The sequence below is a fragment of the Candidatus Pantoea communis genome (assembly GCF_011752685.1).
GTDB lineage: Bacteria > Pseudomonadota > Gammaproteobacteria > Enterobacterales > Enterobacteriaceae > Pantoea > Pantoea communis.
Genome location: NZ_VWXC01000012.1, coordinates 180,764 through 202,551, shown reverse-complemented (window position 1 = coordinate 202,551; position 21,788 = coordinate 180,764). Strand labels below are relative to the sequence as shown.

Annotated in this window: 22 protein-coding genes and 2 pseudogenes; 17 read left to right on the top strand and 7 right to left on the bottom strand. The window is 52.7% G+C overall.

The window, feature by feature from the left end; translation table 11 throughout:
• A pseudogene (locus F3J37_RS28030) lies at nucleotides 1-87 on the bottom strand (sulfite reductase); the annotation flags it as partial.
• A gap of 119 nt (nucleotides 88-206) precedes the next feature.
• Between F3J37_RS28030 and F3J37_RS17230 the strand changes: the two are divergent.
• Nucleotides 207-485: pseudogene (locus F3J37_RS17230) on the top strand (helix-turn-helix domain-containing protein); the annotation flags it as partial.
• 24 nt (nucleotides 486-509) lie between these two features.
• Here F3J37_RS17230 and F3J37_RS17225 read toward each other — a convergent pair.
• Both F3J37_RS17225 and vapB read right to left on the bottom strand, forming a co-directional pair.
• Nucleotides 510-926 carry a type II toxin-antitoxin system VapC family toxin gene (locus F3J37_RS17225; RefSeq protein ID WP_045832538.1) on the bottom strand — a complete coding sequence of 139 codons (417 nt, stop codon included), beginning with the start codon at nucleotides 924-926 and terminating at the stop codon, nucleotides 510-512.
• Entirely contained in the window at nucleotides 923-1,153 is a 231-nt protein-coding gene (gene vapB, locus F3J37_RS17220; protein WP_045815538.1) for a type II toxin-antitoxin system VapB family antitoxin, read from the bottom strand. Before vapB ends, F3J37_RS17225 begins: the two co-directional genes overlap by 4 nt.
• Before the next feature lie 307 nt (nucleotides 1,154-1,460).
• Between vapB and F3J37_RS17215 the strand changes: the two genes are divergently transcribed.
• Nucleotides 1,461-1,907: a DUF4174 domain-containing protein gene (locus F3J37_RS17215; protein WP_166934701.1), complete on the top strand. Its 447-nt coding sequence runs from the start codon at nucleotides 1,461-1,463 to the stop codon at nucleotides 1,905-1,907.
• Between the two features lie 11 nt (nucleotides 1,908-1,918).
• On the opposite strand, the gene F3J37_RS17210 is transcribed toward F3J37_RS17215, so the two are convergent.
• Entirely contained in the window at nucleotides 1,919-2,491 is a 573-nt protein-coding gene (locus tag F3J37_RS17210) for a flavin reductase family protein (protein WP_166934699.1), read from the bottom strand.
• A gap of 258 nt (nucleotides 2,492-2,749) precedes the next feature.
• Here F3J37_RS17210 and F3J37_RS17205 point away from each other — a divergent pair, with 258 nt between their 5' ends.
• The 11 genes from F3J37_RS17205 (at nucleotide 2,750) to F3J37_RS17155 (ending at nucleotide 13,906) form a co-directional block, all read left to right on the top strand.
• Nucleotides 2,750-3,664 carry a LysR family transcriptional regulator gene (locus F3J37_RS17205; protein WP_166934697.1) on the top strand — a complete coding sequence of 305 codons (915 nt, stop codon included), beginning with the start codon at nucleotides 2,750-2,752 and terminating at the stop codon, nucleotides 3,662-3,664.
• Nucleotides 3,665-3,785: 121 nt separating this feature from the next.
• The gene (locus tag F3J37_RS17200) at nucleotides 3,786-5,213 is read left to right on the top strand and encodes a M20 family metallopeptidase (protein WP_166934695.1); all 1,428 of its coding nucleotides are present in this window, start codon (nucleotides 3,786-3,788) and stop codon (nucleotides 5,211-5,213) included.
• Nucleotides 5,214-5,230: 17 nt separating this feature from the next.
• Nucleotides 5,231-6,823, top strand: coding sequence for an ABC transporter substrate-binding protein (locus tag F3J37_RS17195; RefSeq protein ID WP_166934693.1), 1,593 nt, complete (start codon nucleotides 5,231-5,233; stop codon nucleotides 6,821-6,823).
• A 12-nt stretch (nucleotides 6,824-6,835) separates the two neighbouring features.
• Nucleotides 6,836-7,906 (top strand): ABC transporter permease, encoded by a 1,071-nt coding sequence (locus tag F3J37_RS17190; protein ID WP_166934691.1) that lies wholly within the window; start codon nucleotides 6,836-6,838, stop codon nucleotides 7,904-7,906.
• Nucleotides 7,903-8,838, top strand: a complete 936-nt coding sequence (locus F3J37_RS17185) for an ABC transporter permease (protein WP_166934689.1) — start codon at nucleotides 7,903-7,905, stop codon at nucleotides 8,836-8,838. Before F3J37_RS17190 ends, F3J37_RS17185 begins: the two co-directional genes overlap by 4 nt.
• Nucleotides 8,831-9,694 carry an ABC transporter ATP-binding protein gene (locus F3J37_RS17180; RefSeq protein WP_097119175.1) on the top strand — a complete coding sequence of 288 codons (864 nt, stop codon included), beginning with the start codon at nucleotides 8,831-8,833 and terminating at the stop codon, nucleotides 9,692-9,694. Before F3J37_RS17185 ends, F3J37_RS17180 begins: the two co-directional genes overlap by 8 nt.
• Nucleotides 9,691-10,455, top strand: coding sequence for an ABC transporter ATP-binding protein (locus F3J37_RS17175; protein ID WP_166934688.1), 765 nt, complete (start codon nucleotides 9,691-9,693; stop codon nucleotides 10,453-10,455). The genes F3J37_RS17180 and F3J37_RS17175 overlap by 4 nt, the downstream gene beginning before the upstream one ends.
• A gap of 35 nt (nucleotides 10,456-10,490) precedes the next feature.
• The gene (locus F3J37_RS17170; RefSeq protein WP_166934687.1) at nucleotides 10,491-11,414 is read left to right on the top strand and encodes a serine hydrolase domain-containing protein; all 924 of its coding nucleotides are present in this window, start codon (nucleotides 10,491-10,493) and stop codon (nucleotides 11,412-11,414) included.
• A complete protein-coding gene (locus tag F3J37_RS17165; RefSeq protein ID WP_166934686.1) occupies nucleotides 11,411-12,697 on the top strand; it encodes an MmgE/PrpD family protein in 1,287 nt (428 codons plus the stop codon). Before F3J37_RS17170 ends, F3J37_RS17165 begins: the two co-directional genes overlap by 4 nt.
• A 220-nt stretch (nucleotides 12,698-12,917) precedes the next feature.
• Nucleotides 12,918-13,352: a hypothetical protein gene (locus F3J37_RS17160; protein WP_166934685.1), complete on the top strand. Its 435-nt coding sequence runs from the start codon at nucleotides 12,918-12,920 to the stop codon at nucleotides 13,350-13,352.
• A gap of 5 nt (nucleotides 13,353-13,357) precedes the next feature.
• Nucleotides 13,358-13,906 (top strand): RNA polymerase sigma factor, encoded by a 549-nt coding sequence (locus tag F3J37_RS17155; RefSeq protein WP_166934684.1) that lies wholly within the window; start codon nucleotides 13,358-13,360, stop codon nucleotides 13,904-13,906.
• 78 nt (nucleotides 13,907-13,984) lie between these two features.
• On the opposite strand, the gene F3J37_RS17150 is transcribed toward F3J37_RS17155, so the two are convergent.
• The gene (locus F3J37_RS17150; protein WP_166934683.1) at nucleotides 13,985-15,004 is read right to left on the bottom strand and encodes an MBL fold metallo-hydrolase; all 1,020 of its coding nucleotides are present in this window, start codon (nucleotides 15,002-15,004) and stop codon (nucleotides 13,985-13,987) included.
• A 156-nt stretch (nucleotides 15,005-15,160) separates the two neighbouring features.
• Between F3J37_RS17150 and F3J37_RS17145 the strand changes: the two genes are divergently transcribed.
• Together F3J37_RS17145 and F3J37_RS17140 are read left to right on the top strand one after the other, a co-directional pair.
• Entirely contained in the window at nucleotides 15,161-15,493 is a 333-nt protein-coding gene (locus F3J37_RS17145) for a gamma-glutamylcyclotransferase family protein (RefSeq protein WP_166934682.1), read from the top strand.
• 170 nt (nucleotides 15,494-15,663) lie between these two features.
• Nucleotides 15,664-16,452: an MBL fold metallo-hydrolase gene (locus F3J37_RS17140; RefSeq protein ID WP_166934681.1), complete on the top strand. Its 789-nt coding sequence runs from the start codon at nucleotides 15,664-15,666 to the stop codon at nucleotides 16,450-16,452.
• A 292-nt stretch (nucleotides 16,453-16,744) separates the two neighbouring features.
• Here the strand turns inward: F3J37_RS17140 and F3J37_RS17135 are convergent, their stop codons facing one another.
• A complete protein-coding gene (locus F3J37_RS17135; protein ID WP_034823970.1) occupies nucleotides 16,745-16,948 on the bottom strand; it encodes a hypothetical protein in 204 nt (67 codons plus the stop codon).
• A 405-nt stretch (nucleotides 16,949-17,353) separates the two neighbouring features.
• Here F3J37_RS17135 and F3J37_RS17130 point away from each other — a divergent pair, with 405 nt between their 5' ends.
• Entirely contained in the window at nucleotides 17,354-18,154 is an 801-nt protein-coding gene (locus F3J37_RS17130; protein WP_160833866.1) for a MetQ/NlpA family ABC transporter substrate-binding protein, read from the top strand.
• A 46-nt stretch (nucleotides 18,155-18,200) separates the two neighbouring features.
• Here F3J37_RS17130 and F3J37_RS17125 read toward each other — a convergent pair whose 3' ends face one another.
• Entirely contained in the window at nucleotides 18,201-19,310 is a 1,110-nt protein-coding gene (locus F3J37_RS17125) for an SDR family oxidoreductase (RefSeq protein ID WP_166934680.1), read from the bottom strand.
• A gap of 355 nt (nucleotides 19,311-19,665) precedes the next feature.
• Here F3J37_RS17125 and kup point away from each other — a divergent pair, with 355 nt between their 5' ends.
• Entirely contained in the window at nucleotides 19,666-21,534 is a 1,869-nt protein-coding gene (gene kup / locus F3J37_RS17120; protein ID WP_166934679.1) for a low affinity potassium transporter Kup, read from the top strand.
• The last annotated feature ends 254 nt before the right edge of the window (nucleotides 21,535-21,788 follow it).

Here is a 21,788-nt window from a genome sequence, read left to right as displayed (position 1 = left end):
ACCCAGCTCACGAACAACGGCTACGATCTTTTTGCCATATTTAAAGTACAGCTCGATTGCACGAAGGCGATCCGCTTCGGAATACATAACTTATCTCCTGAGAGTCCAGGAAATCGTCCGCACCCCCTTTTAGCTAGTTCATAATGTCACCCAGATGCGGCGCGTTTGCCACCTTTTCTGGGAGATTTCTGCTGATGCTGGTGACCATGTCGAACAAAGAACTTCACCGCATTCCCGTCATTCAGGCTGTTATAGAAAAACGTCTGCGTCGCCGTGATGCGGCCTCTCAGCTGGATCTTACCGAGCGTCAGGTTCAGCGGCTGATGAACCGCTACCGCGAGTCTGGTGCAGCCGGTCTTACCGATGCACGGCGTGGAAAGCCCGGCACACATCGCATCGATGAGAGTCTGCGCCACCACATACTGACGCTGCTACGTGAAAATTACGTGGGTTTTGCCCACAATTTACCGCAGAAATGCTTCCGGTACGTTCCGAGATTGATAAGCGGCTTACTTCACCCAGTCTTCCAGCACCAAACCCGGTACCCTCGCAAATTCCCTGGTATTATTTGTCACCAAAATAACGCCGGCCGCAATGGCATGGCCGGCAATCGCCGTGTCATTTGGGCCTATCGGTGTTCCGGCTGCGCTTAGGGTGGCCTTAATTACAGCGGTGGCGTCCACCGCCGCCCGATCCCAGGGCACAATCGCATCAAGTCGGGCGCAGAATTCGTCAACCAGTTGACCATGACGCGGCGAGGCTTTCTTTCCAATAGCACCAAAGCGCATTTCTGCGTAAGTAATAGCCGAAACTACAATGCGATGGTTGCGCAGCACCGCTTGTTCAAGCCGTCTGATCACGTCCTCTGGTTGCTCGCGCATAATGAACGAACATATACAAGTATCCAGCATGTAGGTTTTGTTCACAGATCAAATCTTCCCTCATCACTGACAACATCCCCGCGATCCATCATAAAATCCGGGTCCGCTTTCTCAAGCTGCATAAATGAGCCCCAGGTCGGCCGTACGGGACGCAGTATGATGCTGTCACCTTCCCGGACAATCTCCAACTCACTCACCCCTTCAAAATCCATATCGCGTGGCAAACGAATGGCGCGGTTATTGCCATTTTTAAATACAGAAACAGTTCGCATGATCAATCCTCCTGAACGGACTTCCGGCACGGTGCCGTCACCGGCTTTATGTTTTGAGCTTTATCACTCAGCATATGTCTAGTATATGCCCAGCTTTGACATATGTATATGCCCTGTTCTCTTCTTCAGAAAAACATCAGAATGTGACATACGAAGCCTTAAGTTCCGGGTGACATTAGCAACACGAAAGACATTTCTTGTTTTCATTTTTCCCTCTGTGGGTAAAGAAACGTGAAGTAACCTACGCACGCGCACGGTTCCGCTAACCTTGGTAGTACACGTTCTTTAACCTGCCGGGGAAACCATCATGTCGAAGACGAATTTACTGCTGAAGACGCCACTGCTGCTGTTGGCCATTTGTTCAATAATGAGCCTTAACAACGTTCGTGCGGCTGAAGAGCCCCTGTTCCAGCCTTTATCGCCGAAGGCCTCAGACCTCACTCAATATCGCTGGCACAATCGCCCTCTGGTGATCTTTGCCCCATCAAAAACAGATCCTGCTTATGTCGCGCAGATAGCGATGCTGGAGAAGCAGAAAGCAGAATTGGCCGATCGCGATATCATTGTGTTCAGTGATACTTCACCCACAGCTAATGGTACTTTGCGTAAACAACTCAATCCGAAAGGATTTGAAGTGGTGCTGGTTGGAAAAGATGGTGGAATGAAACTACGCGAAACAACACCTCTGAATACAGAGGTGTTGCTCTCAACCATTGATAAAATGCCCATGCGCCAGGCCAAACTCAATGAATGAATTGGACGGGTTCACTCGACATCCAGCAGTGAGCCCGTTTTATAAAAACGTTTCCCGGCGATGTAATGCAAACTGCGCATCTCGTCTGGTGCGTCCTCGAATAACCAGCGCCCTTCTTTAAACACCCGGCTATCCGCCCAGGCACCCTTGATTTCACCGATGAACAAATCGTGGTCGATCTGATTTTGTTCGATAGGTATCAACTCGCAGTACAACCAAGCCGCACAGCCAGCCACCAAAGGGAGATGACTTTCCGGTAACTGGAAGAAGTCGACGCCAGCTGTGGCTAGCTTATCTGACTGCTCAGCGCGGGAATGCGTACCGAGATAATGAACCATTTGCGCCTGACTGACGGTTGGGACATGTATAACAAATTTATGGCTTTGTTCTATCAACTTACGCGTGAAGGTGGATTTATCCAGCACCACGGTGAGTTTTGCCGGTTTGAACTCTAATCCACATACCCAGGATGCAGACATCACATTGTCAATCCCGTCATGGCGGGAGGAAACCAATGTCGTTGGGCCATGGTTGATCAGGCGATAGGCTTTTTCCAGCTCAACAGATTCAATATGGGCATTCATAGATTCATTTCATCGCTTAAATTCAAAGGCCTTTATTGTCGCCTGGTCAATTCGACTTTGCCAATCTCCAGCCATCATCAGGGCAAATCCTCTGCACCCCACGAGTGCAGTGGTTGCTCCATCTTAAGCGTTTAAGACGGCGTCGTGGCTGTGCCAGTGCCTGTACCGCCGTAATTAAGCCTGGCGCGTTTCTTGCGTGTAACAAAAGGTTTCCCACCGCTGACGTTGCTTTCCCATTCATCCAAAGAGGTCTTTGCTATGGAATTGAAATGGTTTGAAGATTTTCTCAGTGTTGCACGCTGTTATAGTTTTACCCGTGCCGCCGACGAACGGCATATCACGCAATCGGCGCTCAGTCGGCGCATCCGGCAGCTGGAAGAGTGGCTGGGTGTGCCGTTATTCGATCGTAAAACCTATCCGGTTACGCTCACGCCAGAGGGACAAACCTTCCTCGCGACCGCCAGCGAAACGGTATTTTCCATGTCGCATCTGCGCAATGATCTGCACCAGCGCTACAGTTCGCGCACTTCGGTATTACGCTTTGCGATGCTAAATACCCTTTCTCTGACGTTCTTCCCTGACTGGATACAGCGATTAAATCTGCAGCCCAATCTCAGCTATATCCGCCTGTGTAATCAAAAACCGACTTTCGCTGAGCACATCTCCACCTTACACAGCGGTGAAACCGATTTTCTACTGACTTACGCGCACGATGCGGTGTCGCTAATACATCAGCTGGCGGCGTATCCCATGGTGCAACTGGGCCGTGAGCGTGCCATTGCCGTGTGTCGCCCGGATAGCAGTGGCAAGCCACTCTATCCGGTGCGCGCGGATGGCGGTCCGATTCCGTGGTTGAGCTATGGACAACATACCTTCTTTGCTCACGCGCTGGCGCAAATGCTCAGCAAACGCCCGCTTCCTCTTGAAGCGGTATATGAAAATGGTATGTCGGTGAATCTCAAAGCCATGGTCCTGGCCGGTGGCGGCGTGGCGTGGTTGCCTCTGAGTCTGGTGCATGAAGAACTGGCCAGCGGCAGTTTAGTGCGCGCCGATGACAGCAGCTGGGATATGTCGCTGGCGATTCGGCTCTATCGTCAACCGATTCTGCAGAATTCTCAGGCTGAACAACTGTGGCTGCGAGCATGTGCCAGCGAGACGGCTAATGCGGCCTGACATAAAACTATGCCGTTTTGGAATGGGGAGTGTGAATTGCTCATTGGCCTTACGCTGATGATTTACTCCATGCTGGGGCTTCAGAGAGACGAAAACCTGACCAACCAAGCTGGGGACTATCATGGAAAACAAAGCGTTAGTCTGGAAGTGGGTAGAAGAATATCAAGGGGTATTTTGTGAACTGAGCGATCGTGTCTGGGGCATGCCGGAAATTTGCTATACCGAGTATCGTTCGGTGGCTGAACACACCGCGATGCTAAATCAGCAAGGATTCCGCGTCACAGAAAACGTGGCCGACATCCCCACGGCGGTGATGGGTGAAGCCGGTGAAGGCGGTCCCATCATCGCTTTCCTCGGAGAATATGATGCCTTGCCAGGGTTGAGTCAGGAAGCAGGCGTGGCGCGTTATTCTCCACTGCCGGGCAACGGCCATGGTCATGGCTGCGGGCATAACTTGCTGGGATCGGCTGCCATGCTGGCGGCTACTGCGTTGAAGTCATGGCTTGAAGAGAGCGGCACACCGGGCCGCGTTCGCTATTATGGCTGTCCGGCAGAAGAAGGCGGTGCGGCCAAATCCTTTATGGCGCGTGCTGGCGCATTCGATGGCGTCGATGTCGCCATCACCTGGCATCCAGGCGCGCATCATGAAGTGGCAAAACCGCTTTCTCTCGCTAACACCCGCATGGATTTCGCTTTCCGTGGCCGCTCATCCCACGCTGCGGCTTCTCCACATCTTGGGCGCAGTGCGCTGGATGCCGCCGAATTGATGAACGTTGGTGTACAGTTCCTGCGCGAACACGTGCCGCAAGATTCCCGCATCCATTACGCCTTCCTCGATGCCGGTGGTGTGGCTCCCAATGTGGTACAGGCAAAATCTACCGTGCGCTATGCCATTCGCTCGCGCGATGTCCACGCGATGTTTGAACTGAATGAGCGGGTCAAGCGCGTGGCTCAGGGTGCCGCCATCATGACCGATACCGAAGTGGATATCAGCATCATGAGCGCGGTATCCAACCTGCTTGGCAATCGTCCGTTAGAAGAAGCGATGCAGCGGAATCTGGAAGCGCTTGGTCCGGTGCCATTTGACCAGGCTGACCTCGCCTTTGCAGCTGAAATTCAGGCCACGCTAACAGCGGAAGAGATTGATAACTGCTACCGCAAAACCGGTGTGAAACCCGCCGATCCTAAACCCCTCAGCGATTACATCATTCCGCTCGATACCCACGGAGAGGTCATGATTGGCTCGACCGATGTCGGTGATGTCAGTTGGGTGATCCCGACCGTGCAGGCGCACGTACCCACCATGGCTATTGGAACTCCTGGTCACTCATGGCAACTGACCGCGCAAGGCAAAATGCCGGCCGCACACAAAGCGCTGGGCCATGTCGCGAAAGTCATGGCCGCGACGGCGGTGGACGTGCTGACCGACAAAATACTCATGGCCCAGATGAAGAAAGCCCATTTCGAGCAGGTCAGTGAAAAACCCTATCACTGCCCTATTCCAGCTGAGGTGAAACCACCCATTCAGCCGCGCCCGGATACTCTGTAACGCCTCAGGAGAGATAGATGAAAAACAAGATGTTAACTGCCGCATTGACGCTGGCAGCGACCTGCTGCGCTTCGGCACAGGCCGCAACGCCCGCCGATTCTTTAGTGATGGCGTGGAACATTGATGCCATCAGTACCTGGGATCCGGCGCAGATTGGTGAAGTGGTCACCAGTGAAATCTATTCAAACACCTGTGACACACTGGTTGATTTTCGTGTCAGTGATGAAACGCAACTCGATCCTGCATTGGCCAAAAGTTGGGATGTCTCTGCCGATCGCAAGACCATCACCTTTCATTTACAGGACAACCTGAAATTTGCCGATGGCTCAGCCGCAACCGCCAGCGACCTGGCGTGGTCGATGCAGCGCGTCGTGAAACTGGGCTACGGCAATGCAGCCGCTATCAAGGAGTATGGCTTTGATAAAGATAACGTCGACTCACGCATTAGCGCGCCCGATGACAAAACGCTGGTGATGAGCTTCGATAAAGCTTATCCCACCAATCTGGTGCTCCAGGCGATTGCCGCCAATAACGTCTCTTCGCTGCTTAACCGCAAAGAAGTCGAAAAACAGGCAGTGGATGGCGATCTGGGACACAAATACCTTTCCACTCATACCGCCTGTGTTGGGCCTTATCAACTGGTGCGCTGGAATGCCGGTGAAGGTGTGGTGCTCCAGGCCACCCCGAACTACTGGGGAAAAGCGCCGGTACTGAAGCGCATTCTGATTCGTCATGTGGCTGAAACCGGCACTCAGCGTCTGCTGGTGACGCAGGGCGATGTGGATATCGCTCGCGATCTCTCAGCTGACGATCTGAAAACACTGGATCAGGGCGGCAAAGTGAAAGTGGAAAAAGTGTTGAAGCCACAGCTGTTTTTCTGGACCTTCAATAATGAAGACCCCATTTTCAAAAACGAAAAAGTCCGTCTCGCTATGCGCTATCTGATCGATTACGACGGGTTAGCGAAGAGCGTCATGCCTTATCTCGGCGTGCCGCGCGCCAGTTTTGTTCAACAAGGGGCGTTTGGTGCGCTGGATGCCAAACAAGGTCAGCCTTTCCATCTCGATCTGGATAAAGCCAAACAGTTGCTGACGGAAGCCGGTTATCCCAATGGTTTCAGTACGGCGGTGTTGTTTGGCACCCTGCCGCATTCGGCGCCAATCGCGCAAAGCGTACAGCAGAATGCCGCCAAAATCGGCGTGAAACTCAATCTGGAACGCATGGCTAACGCGCAGTTGTTCAGCCGGGTACGTGGCCGGGAATTCCAGAGCGCAATGATGGCGTGGCAAACCTCGGTGCCCGATGCCTACGGCAATGCCTCACGTCTGGTTTATAACCCTGACAATCGTAAAGAAGCGCGTGCCACGCAATATCCAAGCTGGCGTGCCGCTTATTACGATCCGCAGATGAATCAGAAAGTAGAAACCGCACTGTTAGAACCGGATGACACCAAACGCGCTGCACTCTATGGCGATCTGCAGAAAGAGCAGATGCAAAAAGGACCTATGGCGATCATGTTCCAGATGTACAACACCGCGGGAATTAGCCCAACGGTGAAAAACTGGACCTGGAACGGTTTTCGCGTTTGGTATGGTGCCGCAAGTAAATAACGGAGGTGGCAGATGTCACAGGTCATGATACCCGTTGCACACAACCCCCCTTCCGCTGGCTGGCGTCTGATAAGACGCCTTGCTCGTGGGCTTATCTCGATTGTTTGCACGCTACTGGGATTAGCTGCCCTGACCTTCTTTATTGGTCGCTTACTGCCTATCGACCCGGTAGTCGCGATCATAGGCGATAACGCCAGTCAGGAAGCCTACGACAAGATGTTTCATCAGTTGGGGCTGGATCAACCGTTGTGGCACCAATTTGCCGACTACGTCTGGCAACTGCTGCACCTCGATTTTGGTATCGCTCTGACCACCAGCCATCCGGTGGCGCAGGATATCGCGCGCGTCTTCCCCGCTACGCTGGAACTGGCCACCGTGGCGGCCATTATCGGCGTCGGTTTCGGTATTCCGGCGGGCGTGCTGGCGGCAATGTACCGCAACACCTGGTTCGATCATCTGATCCGCTTCGTGGGGCTACTCAGCTATTCCACCCCGCACTTCTGGCTGGGTCTGATGGGATTGCTGCTGTTTTACGCCACACTCGGCTGGATTGGCGGACCAGGACGCATCGATTTTATCTACGAGTTCGATTTACATCCGGTGACGGGATTCTGGCTGATCGACAGCGCGCTGAGCGGAAACTGGGATATGTTCCGCAACGTGTTTGGTCACATCATTTTGCCCGCGTCGATTCTTGGCTTGAGCGCGCTGGCTTACATCAGCCGTATGACGCGTAGCTTCATGCTGGAACAACTGTCGCAGGAATACATCATTACCGCTCGCGTGAAAGGTTTGTCGTGGGCGCGATGTGTTTGGGTGCATGCTCTGCGCAATATCGCCGTGCCCACGCTGACAGTGGTGGCCCTTTCCTGGGCCTGGCTGCTGGAAGGCGCGGTACTCACCGAAACCGTATTTGCCTGGCCCGGTTTTGGTCGCTATCTGACCAACGCACTGCTGGCGGGCGATATGAATGCGGTGGTGGGCTGCACACTGCTGATCGGCGCAATTTTTGTCGCAATCAATCTGCTGTGCGATCTGCTTTATCGTCTGTTCGATCCGCGCACGCGTCAGGAGGAAGCATGACCGATTCCGTCAACAAATCGATGCGCGTGAATCCTTCGCGTCACTTACGCGCCTGGCTGCGCGATCCTGCGCCACAGTCACCGTTTCAGGCGCACATGCAGCTGTTATGGATTCAGTGGCAACGCTTTTGCGCTAACCACTCGGCGCTCTTTGGTTTGCTGGTGTTGTTGATCATTGCAGGCGCGGCGGTGTTTGCGCCCTGGTTAGCCACACACGATATCTATGCCCAAAACCTCGCTTTCCGCCTGCAACCGTTTTCTGCTGAGCACTGGCTGGGCACCGACGAATTGGGACGAGATATTTACAGCCGTCTGCTGTATGGCGCGCGCATCACACTGTATATCGCAGGCTTAACCGCGCTGATCATCACACCGATTGGCTTACTGGTCGGCACCAGTGCAGGTTATCTCGGCGGTTGGGTTGATACGGTGCTCATGCGTCTGGTGGATATCTTCCTTTCCTTCCCCAGTTTGATTCTGGCGCTGGCGTTTGTCGCGGCATTGGGGCCAGGCATCGAGAATGCGATCATCGCGATTTCTCTCTCCGCCTGGCCGCCGATTGCCCGCCTTGCGCGCGCCGAAACTCTGGCCATCCGTAAGATGGATTACATCGCCGCGGTACGCTTACAAGGGGCATCCGCCTGGCACATCATCGTGCGACATATCATCCCTATATGCCTGCCTTCTGTCATCGTGCGCGTCACCCTTAACATGGCGGCGATTATCCTTACCGCCGCTGGACTAGGTTTCCTGGGGCTTGGCGCTCAAGCGCCTAGTCCGGAATGGGGCGCAATGCTGGCTTCCGGCCGCGAGTTCATGCTGAACAATGGCTGGATCGCTGCCATCCCTGGATTAGCAATATTGTTTACCAGTCTCGCCTTCAACCTGTTGGGTGATGGCCTGCGCGACGTAATGGATATCCGCCATGAATAATCTGCTTCAGGTGAAAAACCTCAATATCGTATTTCGCAGCGCGCACGGGGAGCACCGAGCGGTACGTGACGTCTCTTTTCATGTTGGACGTGAGAAAGTGGCGATTGTCGGTGAATCCGGTTCGGGAAAATCACAGACCTGCCGTGCATTGCTACAGCTGACGCCCAAAATCGGTCGCGTCACCGCCGATCAGATGCAGTTCGGTGATATAGATCTGCTCAACAGCAGTGAAAAACAGATGCGCCAGATTCGCGGAAATCGTATTTCAATGATCCTGCAGGATCCCCGCTTCTCGCTTAATCCGCTAATGCGCATTGGCGATCAGGTGGCGGAAGCCTTCAGGTTGCATCGCCGGGTGAGTAAAAGCGAAGCCAGAGATCGCGCGCTAACGATGCTGGAATCGGTGCATATTCGCGACGTGGCGAAAGTGGCACGCCTCTATCCCCACGAGATTTCTGGCGGTATGGGCCAGCGCGTGATGATCGCGATGATGCTAATCCCCGAGCCGGATTTGATCATCGCCGACGAACCCACTTCCGCACTGGACGTGACGGTGCGCCAGCAGGTGCTGAGCATCCTGAATGAACAGCTGGCGCGGCGTCAAACCGGCCTGCTGTTTATCAGTCATGACCTTAATCTGGTCTCTCGTTTCTGCGATCGCGTGCTGGTGATGTACGCCGGGCGTATTGTCGAAGAGATTCGTGCCGAACGTCTGGAACAGGCGCAGCATCCTTACACGCAGGCATTACTTGCCAGTCAGCCACGTCTGCATCATCCCCTTGATACGCTGCGTGTGCCGACCCGTGATGCCAGTTGGCTCACCGGACCCTGTTTTCGTGATGGAGTCGCATTATGAATCCCATTCCAACCGCACAACGCAGCATTGAAATGGTGGATGTCAGTATTGCATTCGGTCAGGGAGGACATCGGCGACAGGTGGTTGATAACGTTAGCCTGACGCTGGCACAAGGAGAGTGTTACGGCCTGATTGGTGAGTCGGGCTGCGGAAAATCCACCATTTTGCGCGCGCTGGCTGGCCTGAATCACGATTATCAGGGCCATATTCTGTTCAATAATCGTGAACAGCAGCCGCAGCGAGATAAAGCCTTTTATCGCCAGGTGCAGATGGTGTTTCAGGACCCTTACGCCTCGCTCCATCCGAGAAAAATGGTGTGGGCCAGTCTGCGTGAACCGCTGAAGCTGCATGCTATGGACCACCATGAAGCGCGCATCAGCGATGTGCTGCATGCGGTCGGACTTTCCGATGCCTACCGTTATCGTTATCCCCATCAACTTTCTGGTGGTCAACGTCAGCGTGTGGCCATCGCGCGGGCCCTCATTCTCGAACCTTCCGTGCTGTTACTGGATGAGCCAACTTCGGCACTGGACGTCTCAGTTCAGGCTGAAATCCTCAATTTACTCAGCAGCATGCAACGGCAGCGCAGCCTCACTTATTTAATGGTGACGCATGATTTGGCGGTCGTGACACACCTTTGCCGCCGCATCGGCATCATGCATCACGGCAAATTGCTGGAAGAACTCAGTGCGGATAGCGTGCGTCAGGGCGGAGCACGGGAAATCTATACCCGCGAGTTTCTGGCGGCGAGTGAGGCGTGAACCTCTGATCCACACTAAAACGATGAGGCTTTGCCATGTTTGAATCACTTCAGCAACAACTTGAAGGCCAGGCCACTGCCGTGCTGCTGGTGGCGCAGGGTGATGAAATCCTGTTCAGTTACGGCGATGCTGCCCAGCGTTACCCCTGCCACTCGATGCGCAAAAGCTTTCTTAGTGCGCTGATCGGCTGCGCAGTGGCAGAAGGCCGTTTTGATCTCTCCTTAACCTTGCAGACGCAGGGAATCGATGACCGTGAAGGACTGAGCGTCAGCGAGAAACAGGCCACGCTATACGATCTGTTGACCGCCCGTTCTGGCATTTATCATCCGGCGAACTATGAAACCGCCTGGATGCAGCGTGTTAAACCCCCGCGCCACCTGCATGCGCCAGGCGAGAACTGGTGCTATAGCAACTGGGATTTTAATGTGCTGGGCAGTGCCTACCGTCAGCTCACGGGAGAGGAGATCAACCAGGCGTTTGCGCAGCGCATTGCCGACCCGCTGGGGATGCAGGATTATCGCGTTGATCAGGACAGTTGGCTGGAACCCGGAGAATTTTCTGATCACCCTGCCTATCCCTTTACGCTCTCAAGTCGCGACCTGCTGCGATTCGGCCAGCTCTTTCTGCAGCAGGGGCGCTGGGGCGATCGACAAATCATCCCGCAACAGTGGGTTCGCACCAGCACCTTGCCTGTTTCGCATGCGGGCGATCGCGGGGGCTACGGCTATATGTGGTGGATCACGCGCGATGGCGTGGCCTGGCCAGAGGTGATCCTGCCAGCGGGCAGTTACTCAGCGCGTGGTGCAGGAGGTCACTTCTGCCTGGTGATGCCGCAACAGAATAGGGTGATCGTACATCGTGTTGACACCCGCACACCGGGGCAAGAGGTGAATCGTTTCCAGATTGGCTCATTGTTGCACAGGCTACTCACCGTATTGGACAGGGAGACATCATCATGACGCTCATCGAATCTCTGGCACAGTGGTGTGCCAATCCACCGCCCTTTACTCTTCGTGCTCGTGAACTGGCGATTGACGCCATCATTGATACCCTGGGTTGCATGGTAGCTGGCCGTAGCGACTTTTCTACCCAGGCGGTGCAGCAGGCATGGCCTCAGATACCCCGTAGCCAGGCGCTCGATGCGTTGTTCAACGCCACGGCCGCTCACGCTATCGACTTTGACGACAACTTTGCACCGGGCATGAGTCACGCATCGGCCGTTTTGGTACCGGCCCTGCTGGCCGTGGCGGCAAACAGCGACGGCGCATCGTTGATACGCGCTTATTTAATTGGTCTGCAGGCACAAGCCTATATAGGCGAAGCCATCGGCTATCAGCACTACACTGCTGGCTGGCATGGTACATCCACCGTGGGTTGCATTGGCAGCGCGGCAGGTGTTGCTGCCCTGCTCGGCCAGGATGCAGCAGGGATTGCCCGTACGTTGAGCATTGCGGTAAGTCTGGCCAGTGGGGTCAAAGGCCAGTTTGGCACGCCTCTGAAACCGTTTCATGCCGGAATGGCGGCGCGCAATGCCGTTGAAGCCGCCACGCTGGCGCAAACCGGTATGCAAGGTCGTCTCGACATCATTGAGTGCGCTCAGGGTTTTGCGGAACTCTATGCCGGTCTGTTAAGCCAACCGTCGCTGCCCGGCGCTGAGCAGCATGTCATTGAACAAATCGGTGTGATGCCGAAAAAATATCCGTGCTGCGGGTCTACCCACCGCATTCTCGATGCGATTGCCGATATCCAGCAACAGCAAACATTGAAGATTGACGACATTGAAAGCGTGCACTGCCAGGTGGGGATCGCCAACTGGCGTAATCTTGCCTACCATCAGCCGCAGGATGAAATGCAAGCGCGCTTCTCAATGCAATATTGCGTTGCCATGATGCTCAGGAATGGCACGTTGAGCGTGCAGGACTTTACGGCCGCCAGCGTAAAACAACAGGCAGATGTACAACTGTTGGCGATGATTACCCTCGCGCCATGGACAGCGGAACAGGAGGCTGAAGACAGAAACTTGCCGCATATCCTCACTTTGCGTTTCAGGAATGGTCAGGAAATTGTCCACGCCAGATTGCGGGCGCGTGGTGCGTTAGACGAACCTTTCAGCACCGACGATCGCCAGGCAAAGTTCTTAGATTGTTGTGCAGCGCTACCCCAGGCAGAATTGCTTTATCAGCGCCTAAAGGAATTAGCGCAGCAAGCTGATTTAACGTTTATACGTCAGCTTATGGTTTAACCCTGACAGTATGGGTAGCAGCCATCGTTGGATGGATCCCGTTCATCGCAGGAGAATACGCTTCGGGAGCAGCGGTGAATCGGATCGGTAGAACAACACCGAATCACCGCTAAATTTATAAGCTCGGAAAATATTTTCACTTCTTTGGCAATATTCACATCGCTCATTCGTCTACCTCAGTACGAGCCAATATCGGCTACTGTAATGAGGAATAACAACAATGAGAAATTTCGATATGCGCAGACAACACCGCCGTGACCACCATTTTGGTGGTCATCGCATGATGAAACCCTTGTTGCTCGGCGTGGTGATCATCGCGGCACTTGGGCTGCTGGTGATGTCGCTGTGGAATGCCGTGCTGCCTGCCATCATCGGCGTGAAGGCGATTGGGTTCTGGCAGGCGATCGGGCTGCTGGTATTGTGCCGCATACTGTTTGGTGGCTTAGGTTTCCGCCCCGGCATGTTCGGTATGGCACGTCGTCGCATGCACGAACGCTGGATGCAGATGACCCCAGAACAGCGCGAAGAGTTTATGCAACACCGCCGTGAACGTTCGCACCGTGGACGCCGCGATCGCTGTGACTGGCATGGCCGTCGCGATGATGCGCGCTCACCCTCCGACGAGGCTCCCGCTAAATCGCCAGACGCAGAGTAAACGCCATGGCGCAGGATTCTCTGCTGATGTCCGCGTTGAACGCCTGTCGGGCAAAATTGAGCGCATTTATTCGCGGCCGCACCTCGATCCGTGAAGATGCCGACGATATCCTGCAGGAAGTGACCTACAAGCTCATGCAGGTTGAGCAACCGGTGGAAAATGTCGCGGCCTGGTTATTCCGTGCCGCACGCAATGAGATGACCGACCGGGCGCGAAAGAAGCGTGAACTGCCGCTAGCCGATCTGATGAACGGCGATGAGGAGGTGGATTTTCCTGAAGATGAGCTGGCTGAAACGCTCTTTGGCGTGCCGGAAACGCCGGAAGATGAGTATCTCAAAGCACTGCTATGGGAAGAACTGGAAGAAGCCTTAGCGGAACTGCCACTCGCTCAGCGCGAGGTGTTCGAAAAAACGGAGTTGTTGGGTTACAGCTACAACGAGCTGTCTGAAGAGAGCGGCATCAGCGTCCAGGCGCTGTTATCACGCAAACATAAAGCGGTGCTTTCTCTGCGTACGCGATTGCGCAGTCTTTATGATGAGCTTACCGCTGAGTAATGAAAACATGGCGTTTTACTGACTGAATCGTAAAAAGAATGGCTGCTACTTACCCTAAATAGCAGCCTATATTTCCAGTTACCACCAGACCGCTTCTTCCCTTGGTTGCACAATGTTCACGGCTTGTCCGATGACCGGTAAAGACAATTTAATTTTTTGCTCACGCGCCAGCGCCGCTATTTGTATCAGGGGATCATTCCAGTGATGGAAAGCAAGATCGAACGCTGCATTATGAATGGGCATTAACCATTTTCCCTTTAGATCCTGAAACGCCCGGATGGTATCCCCTGGCATCATGTGAATATCCGCCCATCGACTGTCATAAGCCCCATTCTCAAGGCAGGCAACATCAAATGGACCGTATTTATTACCGATTTCTTTAAAGCCCGGAAAATAGCCGGAGTCACCGCCAAAAAATAAACGAAACTCATCGGTGATGATGCTCCATGAACACCACAAACGTTTATTGCCGTCAAACAAACCACGTCCGGAAAAGTGCTGCGACGGTGTGGCGACAAAATGCACCTCGCCCACCTCCGTAGATTGCCACCAATCCAGTTGGGTGATCTTCTCCTCAGCCACTCCCCACTTCGCCAGCAAATCACCGACGCCCAGCGGAGCGAGGAAATAGCGAACACGATCTTTCAACTGCATGATCGTCTGGTAATCCAGATGATCATAATGGTCATGGGATAAAATAATGCCCTCAATAGGCGGTAAATCGCTCAGCTCGATGGGTGCAGCCTGAAAACGCTTTGGCCCGAGCCACTGAAAAGGAGACGCTCGCAGGTTAAATACCGGGTCAGTAAGCCAATACTTGCCTTTCAATTTGAGCAGCAGCGATGAATGCCCCAGTCGAAACACACTGTTGTCGGCTGCCATGGCGAGCGCCTCGGACGTGATGGGCTGCACAGGTAATCGCTGCTGAGGTACCGTTTCTTTTGGCTTGTTGAACGCCAAATCCCAGAACATCTTCATATATTCGGTGAATTTCAATGGCTGCCGGGGAGCAGCATTGGTGAAACGCTTGCCATCGAACTGTGCGGATTGCGAATAACCCTTGATGGCACTGCGGGAGATGCCTGAACAATTCAACATTGATCTTTTCCTGGCCGGATGCGATGGCTCACAATACCGTGTTTTAGTGAACCCTATATGGCATAACGGGCGGTCTGGTCATGAAATTCAACCTTCAGATGACTTTTCATTTCCTGAGCGCTAAAGTCACTCTTTTGTTTGAATTTTCGAGGGAAAATGAAACCTTTATTTGTATACGGCACCTTGCAACCAGGTCATTCAAATGCGCATATTCTGGACAGTATCGGTGGAGAGTGGCTGCCCGGAACGGTCAACGGCATCTTCTATGAACGCGGTTGGGGCGCGGCAGCGGATTTTCCCGGCATTGTGCTGGACAACAATGCGGGCCCTGTCAAAGGCTCACTCTTCTTCTCAGAGCATCTGACCGCGCACTGGACAATGCTGGATGAGTTCGAGGAGGGTTATGATCGTGTTGATGTTGAAGTCACCACCCTCGAAGGAGAGAAAATCACAGCGTGGATTTATCAGTTACAGCCGCCACAGGCCTAATCTGCCCTGCTCTTTTCCAGCCTAAGCAAGCGCAACGCCCACGATACCTTGCGAGATGAGAATACATCTGGCTACTGCGGCACAGCTATTCTCTACGGAATCGGTTGCAGCACGCTCGCACTTAATAAGCCAGGCTAGAATGAATGCGAACCGCATCAAGGAGCATTCAGATGAGCAAACTCTGCACCGCCTGCAGTACTTCTTATGAAGATGATCCAGGCATCTCACATTGCAAAATTTGCGAAGACGAGCGGCAGTTTGTGCCTGTCAAAGGGCAGCAATGGCTGGCATTCTCGGCTCTGCGTGCCACACATCAAAATAAATGGCAGCAGCATCTAAAGGGATTATTCAGCCTGCAAACTGTCCCAAGTTTCGCCATCAACCAACATGCTTTTTTACTGCAAAGCGCGCAGGGGAATATTCTCTGGGACTGCATTGCGAATCTGGATGACGCCACGGAATCATTAATACACGCACTCGGCGGTATTGATGCCATTGCCATTTCTCATCCCCATTACTACAGCACCATGCAAGACTGGGCTGCGGCATTTGATGCGCCCATCTATTTGCATGAGGATGATCAGGAATGGATTATGCGCCAGAGCCCGCATATTCATCTCTGGCAAGGTGACGAATTGGATTTAATGCCCGATGTCACGTTATTACGCCTGGGTGGGCATTTTAAAGGAGGCTGTGTACTGCACTGGTCGCAACATGATGGCGTGCTGTTGAGTGGTGATGTTGTGCAAGTGACACCCGGTGCAAATTCCGTGTCATTTATGTGGAGCTATCCCAACATGTTGCCGCTTTCTGCTGCTACGGTGAATACGCTCATTCACCGACTGGATAAGGTCACCTTCTCGCAGATTTATGGCGCTTTTGCCGGTCGGGAAATGACACAGCAGGCACAATCCATTGTCAAACAAGCAGCTGAACGTTATATCCGCTGCCTGCAATAATGACCCGATTAGCCCGGTATTGCCCCGTTTCCCTGGTTCTTACAGATGGGAATAACGGGCCATCATCAAAAGTTTTGATTGCATCAAGACCCGTAAATTGAACACGCAACGGGGCTTAGCCCGTAGACAAACTTAAGGACTCGTTTCACTGAGGCTGGGGGGCGTGTGCGTTTCGCACAAAAAGATCTACAGGAATTAATGGTGGTGCAGGAAGCTGAAGCGCGGGAACAGGCAATCAGCGATCTGCATGCCTTTATTAAACTCGCGCTTTGAATAATAGAAATTTTTCGATTCAGGACGTGGTCACTGAACTGTCCGATTTGGCGACAAAATAGTTATCGTGTTTTTCAATCGTGACGCCGCGTTCACGCCAGTATGCTGCCATATTGAAAAACGCATCACTGGTTAAATTGAAGCCAATAATAACTGAAGGGTGTTTACCGCTACTCAGAAACGAGTTTAACTGCTCCATATCCAACGCTTTAACAGACTCCATCATCTTCTCCCGATCTATAACAAGATAATCTGCTTCGACAGATTATCTTGTAAGTCTCTTGATGCACAATGCAGTTATATTAATATTACAATCTGCAAAAAATCTGATGAAGGATTGCGGCCACCCGCTTTAAAACCCGCAGATTCTCTGATTGATGAGATCGATCTCAGCTCTGAAGAGTGCAATTTACCCTTAAAGCGAAACGTAAAACTGTGGGTTTTCTTGATGATTGCTTGCTGGATATATCAACAACGCACAACGTCACTCACCGATATTAATTATTATTTGCTATACATCGGTGCTTTTTAGACCGGACGAAATTTCGACGAACGAACCATTCACGGATGTACAGACGTCCAGACGTATATTATAGTCCGTCTCCTACGTTACTCAGGGACTCGTACTATGAACAAATTACTCGTTACCACCCTTCTCGCCGCTGCAGTTTCACTGCTGAGCGCCTGCGACAACAACAAAGACAATGCCATCAAAGTCGCCATTAACACCGGTCCTGACGAAGCGCTCTGGCAGACCGTTAAACAGGTCGCTCATGATAAATATCATCTGGATGTCGATGTGGTGGCATTTAACGATTATGTTCAACCGAACGAAGCCCTGTTCAATAAAGATGTCGATGCCAACGCCTTCCAGAGCCTGCCTTATCTGGAAATGCAGTCGAAAGAGCGTGGCTATAAGTTCGCCGTTGTCACCAACACGTTTGTGTTCCCGATTGCCGGCTATTCCCGCAAGATCAAAGCGCTCGATGCACTGCCAGATGGCGCGACCATCACCATCTCTAACGAAGCAACCACTCTCGGTCGCAGCCTGTTGCTGTTGCAAGCTCAGGGACTGATCAAAGTGAAACCCGAAGCGGGCTTGCTGCCAACCACGCTGGATATCACGGATAATCCGAAGAAACTTAAAATCGTTGAAGTCGATACCCCACAACTGGCCCGCACCCTTGATGATCCGCAGGTATACATCTCCATCATCAATAACAACTTTGCCGCGCTGGTTAACCTCTCCGCGTCGAAGGATGGCATGTTTATGGAAGGCAAAGCGTCGCCGTATGTGAATGCGATTGTGGCGCGCGAAGATAACAAAGACAGCGCAAATGTGCAGAAGCTGAAAGAGGCTTTCCAGTCGCAAGAAGTACTGGATAAAGCAAACGAGATTTACAAAGGCGACATTATCAAGGGTTGGTAATAGCCGCTAAAAAAGCCGCGCAACACGCCTGTTGCGCGGCTTTTTATTATTTAAAATCCACTGCCATCAATTCAGCGATGGTTGAATCCTGTGTCGAGGTCACGCAGTGGTGCAGGTAATCAGTAAATTTCGAGGAGGGCGGCATGCCTAACTCCAGCAACTTCTCATTGCAGAACACCACGTTGAGTTTGGAGAAATGGCCGTAAAGATTCATGGCGCGCAACACAATCCGCTCATTGCACGGCCCAAATAACGACGCGAAGTTTTTCTTACTTTCGGCCAGTTCGCGATAATTCACTTTCTGATAACTCTTGCCCACGGGCACATTGCCTGAGGCTTTCGCCATCGCTTTATCGATCTCCGCGAAGGTGACACTGCTGTTGAGCCCCGCCGAAATGTGAATAATGCTTTTATCGACGTTTTCAGCGGTCAACAACAGCTCCAGCGCATCTGCACAATAATCCACAGGCACCACATCAATACGATCGTCCAGCTCACACATAAACTTACCCAATGTCAGTGCCATGCGGAACACCCAGAAAATACTCGGCGATGGCGTGCAGCCATGATCGGAATGGCCCACAACAATAGAGGGACGCGCAATAACCAGCGGCAGTTCGGGTAACATCTCGCTCATCATTTTTTCCACCGTGGCTTTACTCCAGGTGTACTCAACTATGTGCTGATCGCGCAGCGTATTCAGTTTGCTCTCGGTCACCAGGGTGTTAGCTTCCGGCGCACAAGACATTGCCGTTCCGACATGAATAAAGCGCTTAAGTCCGCTGACCTGATTCATACGACTCGCGAAGGTGAAAGTTCCTTCAACGTTAACTTTCCAGATGTAAGGATTCGCCCCAAACGAAGCCACAGCCGCACAGTTGAGCACATGTGTAACGCTATCCAGACGCGGGTCGGCAGTAAACCGCTCTGGTTCCGCGAGATCGCCAATAAGAATGTTATCTGTGGTCAGTGTATCCAACAGATTTTGTGCCACGCCAAATTTAGCCAGATTGGATTGCAACCGACTCAGTCCTTCGGCGGGTGAATCACCGCGCACCAGCAGTAACAGTCGATTATTCTCGCTTTTCTTCAATAAGTTAACCGTTACCGCTCCGCCTAAAAATCCGGTTGCGCCAGTAATTAAAATCGTATTCATAGTATTCAGCTATCAGTTGGTTTCTGGACGAAAACGGTCCATTGAGCGTGGCTTCGAATGTATGCCAGCGAAGATAAATGGCGGATAAATGCGATCTGCACAAGGTGAGGGAAAAAGCGGTCCAGTTAGCTTTCGTTTATCTCTGATAACCATCCGTCATTTTATTTCTCACCGTTCGTCTATTCTGAGATTAAAAAACCGCCGCGATATAAAAATGTCGTAAAAATTTCGCTGCCAGGCGTAAAAATGCAGGTCACAAAACCACCACCCGCTATTAACCGTTCGGGTAAACAGGTATGTTCGCCGTCATAGACACAGCCATCGCCGTTCCACGCTGATAAGAAACAGGAAATATATGAGTCAGACCGAGAAACAGTCTCTGCCTGCTGGCATGTTGGCCGCCGCAGGGATCGTGTTTGGGGATATCGGTACCAGCCCGCTTTACACCCTGAAAGAGTGCTTGTCGATCCTGCCAGATGGCTCGATCTCAACCACTGCCGTGATGGGGTTTCTGTCACTGATTTTCTGGGCGTTAACCCTGATCGTTACCCTGAAATATGTCTGCTTTGTCATGCGTGCCGACCATGATGGTGAAGGCGGTATTTTAACGCTGATGTCACTGGCGCGTCGTAACGTCGGTCCGAAGATTGGTCACATCATTATTCTGGCCGGTTTGACGGGTGGCGCCTTCTTTTACGGTGATGGCATCATCACGCCGGCGATTTCAGTGCTCTCCGCCATTGAAGGGATTGAAGTGGTATCACCCCAACTCGACAAATACGTGGTCCCACTGGCGGTACTCATACTCACGCTGTTGTTCTTCATCCAGAAACACGGTACGGAAAAAGTCAGTAAAGTATTTGGGCCGGTGATGTTTGTTTGGTTCGTCTCGATTGGTTTACTGGGTATTCGCGGGATTGCGCTCAACCCCACGGTCTTGCAGGCGCTGAATCCCAGCTACGCGCTGACCTTTTTGCTGACTCATGAAGCGCTCGCCTTTGCCGCGATGGGTATGGTGGTACTGGCCGTTACCGGTGCCGAGGCGCTGTATGCGGATATGGGACATCTCGGCAAAGCGCCGATCCGCCTGGCGTGGCTAGTAATTGCCATGCCTGCCCTGGTGCTCAATTACTTCGGTCAGGGGGCGCTGGTGATTGCGGATGCAAAGGCGGTCAACAACCCGTTCTTTAATCTCGCACCGGGTTGGGGGCAAATTCCCCTGATAGTGCTGTCAACGCTCGCCACGGTGATCGCGGCGCAGTCGGTGATTACCGGCGTTTACACCCTGACGCATCAAGCGATTCGTCAGGGGTTTCTGCCACCCATGCGTATTGTGTTCACCTCGCATACTGAATCTGGCCAAATCTACATCCCCGTGGTGAACTGGCTGCTGTTTGTTGCGGTAACGGTAATTGTGCTGGCATTCCGTCAGTCCTCGGCCCTCTCCTCCGCTTACGGTATCGTGGTGACCGGCACTATGGTGATCACCGCCTGTCTGGCCGGCGTGGTGGCGCTGCGTAACTGGAAATGGCCACTGCCGCTGGCGGTGATTTTCCTGCTATGTATGCTGAGCATTGACGTGCCGCTGTTTGCGGCGAACCTGATGAAACTGCTGTCAGGCGGTTGGGTTCCGGTACTGATGGCGCTCACCATGATGGGGTTGATGCTGATCTGGAGCACCGAGCGTAATCGGTTAATCAAAAAATTGAACAACGATCCGGAAAGCCTGCAGGCGCTGGTGAAATCACTGGAAACTAATCCGCCCAGTCGTGTACCGGGTACTGCCATCTTCCTGGCGCGTAAAGAGTTTGAGATTCCACAGGCGCTGCTGCATAACCTCAAGCATAACCGGGTGCTGCATAAGCGCGTGGTGTTGCTGAACATCCGCACGACAGATACGCCACGCGTGCACAATCAGAAGCGCATCACCATCACCCAACTTTCGCCGTCCTTTTGGCAGGTAACCGCGGCATACGGCTGGCGGGAAGTCCCTTCAATGGCGGAGGTTTTACACCTGTGCGGACTGGAAGGTTTTGGCTGCACGCTGAATGAAGCGTCTTTCTTTACCTCACACGACACCCTGGTGATGAAAAAACGCCGCGGACTGGCAAGAATAAAAGGCGGCATCTTTCACTTCTGCCAACGCAATGCGCTGCGTGCGCATGAGCAATTTAATATTCCACCCAATCGCGTTATCGAACTGGGTGGACAACGCGAGTTTTAACAAAATGGGGCGTGCATGACGCCCCAATCAACTTATTGCCCTGCCACAAATGTAACCAGATGAAAGAATATTCCCGAAAGTTTAACGGAGTTGTGGCTGAACTTTTCTTAACAACTAATTAGCAATTAAAGCTAAAACGCATAACCTCAAAAGGTGTTTATTAAGCCTACCGGCACTCATTACCTGCCGTGCGCAACTGTCGGAATGTATAAAATCACCATCAACAATAAAATGCATAGCTTCGAAATCGGCTC

Bases quoted from the DNA above. Each gene is read 5' to 3' on its own strand.
- vapB (WP_045815538.1), bottom strand. From the start codon at position 1,153: ATGCGAACTGTTTCTGTATTTAAAAATGGCAATAACCGCGCCATTCGT.
- F3J37_RS17215 (WP_166934701.1), top strand. From the start codon at position 1,461: ATGTCGAAGACGAATTTACTGCTGAAGACGCCACTGCTGCTGTTGGCC.
- F3J37_RS17210 (WP_166934699.1), bottom strand. From the start codon at position 2,491: ATGAATGCCCATATTGAATCTGTTGAGCTGGAAAAAGCCTATCGCCTG.
- F3J37_RS17205 (WP_166934697.1), top strand. From the start codon at position 2,750: ATGGAATTGAAATGGTTTGAAGATTTTCTCAGTGTTGCACGCTGTTAT.
- F3J37_RS17200 (WP_166934695.1), top strand. From the start codon at position 3,786: ATGGAAAACAAAGCGTTAGTCTGGAAGTGGGTAGAAGAATATCAAGGG.
- F3J37_RS17195 (WP_166934693.1), top strand. From the start codon at position 5,231: ATGAAAAACAAGATGTTAACTGCCGCATTGACGCTGGCAGCGACCTGC.
- F3J37_RS17190 (WP_166934691.1), top strand. From the start codon at position 6,836: ATGTCACAGGTCATGATACCCGTTGCACACAACCCCCCTTCCGCTGGC.
- F3J37_RS17185 (WP_166934689.1), top strand. From the start codon at position 7,903: ATGACCGATTCCGTCAACAAATCGATGCGCGTGAATCCTTCGCGTCAC.
- F3J37_RS17180 (WP_097119175.1), top strand. From the start codon at position 8,831: ATGAATAATCTGCTTCAGGTGAAAAACCTCAATATCGTATTTCGCAGC.
- F3J37_RS17175 (WP_166934688.1), top strand. From the start codon at position 9,691: ATGAATCCCATTCCAACCGCACAACGCAGCATTGAAATGGTGGATGTC.
- F3J37_RS17170 (WP_166934687.1), top strand. From the start codon at position 10,491: ATGTTTGAATCACTTCAGCAACAACTTGAAGGCCAGGCCACTGCCGTG.
- F3J37_RS17165 (WP_166934686.1), top strand. From the start codon at position 11,411: ATGACGCTCATCGAATCTCTGGCACAGTGGTGTGCCAATCCACCGCCC.
- F3J37_RS17160 (WP_166934685.1), top strand. From the start codon at position 12,918: ATGAGAAATTTCGATATGCGCAGACAACACCGCCGTGACCACCATTTT.
- F3J37_RS17155 (WP_166934684.1), top strand. From the start codon at position 13,358: ATGGCGCAGGATTCTCTGCTGATGTCCGCGTTGAACGCCTGTCGGGCA.
- F3J37_RS17150 (WP_166934683.1), bottom strand. From the start codon at position 15,004: ATGTTGAATTGTTCAGGCATCTCCCGCAGTGCCATCAAGGGTTATTCG.
- F3J37_RS17145 (WP_166934682.1), top strand. From the start codon at position 15,161: ATGAAACCTTTATTTGTATACGGCACCTTGCAACCAGGTCATTCAAAT.
- F3J37_RS17140 (WP_166934681.1), top strand. From the start codon at position 15,664: ATGAGCAAACTCTGCACCGCCTGCAGTACTTCTTATGAAGATGATCCA.
- F3J37_RS17135 (WP_034823970.1), bottom strand. From the start codon at position 16,948: ATGGAGTCTGTTAAAGCGTTGGATATGGAGCAGTTAAACTCGTTTCTG.
- F3J37_RS17130 (WP_160833866.1), top strand. From the start codon at position 17,354: ATGAACAAATTACTCGTTACCACCCTTCTCGCCGCTGCAGTTTCACTG.
- F3J37_RS17125 (WP_166934680.1), bottom strand. From the start codon at position 19,310: ATGAATACGATTTTAATTACTGGCGCAACCGGATTTTTAGGCGGAGCG.
- kup (WP_166934679.1), top strand. From the start codon at position 19,666: ATGAGTCAGACCGAGAAACAGTCTCTGCCTGCTGGCATGTTGGCCGCC.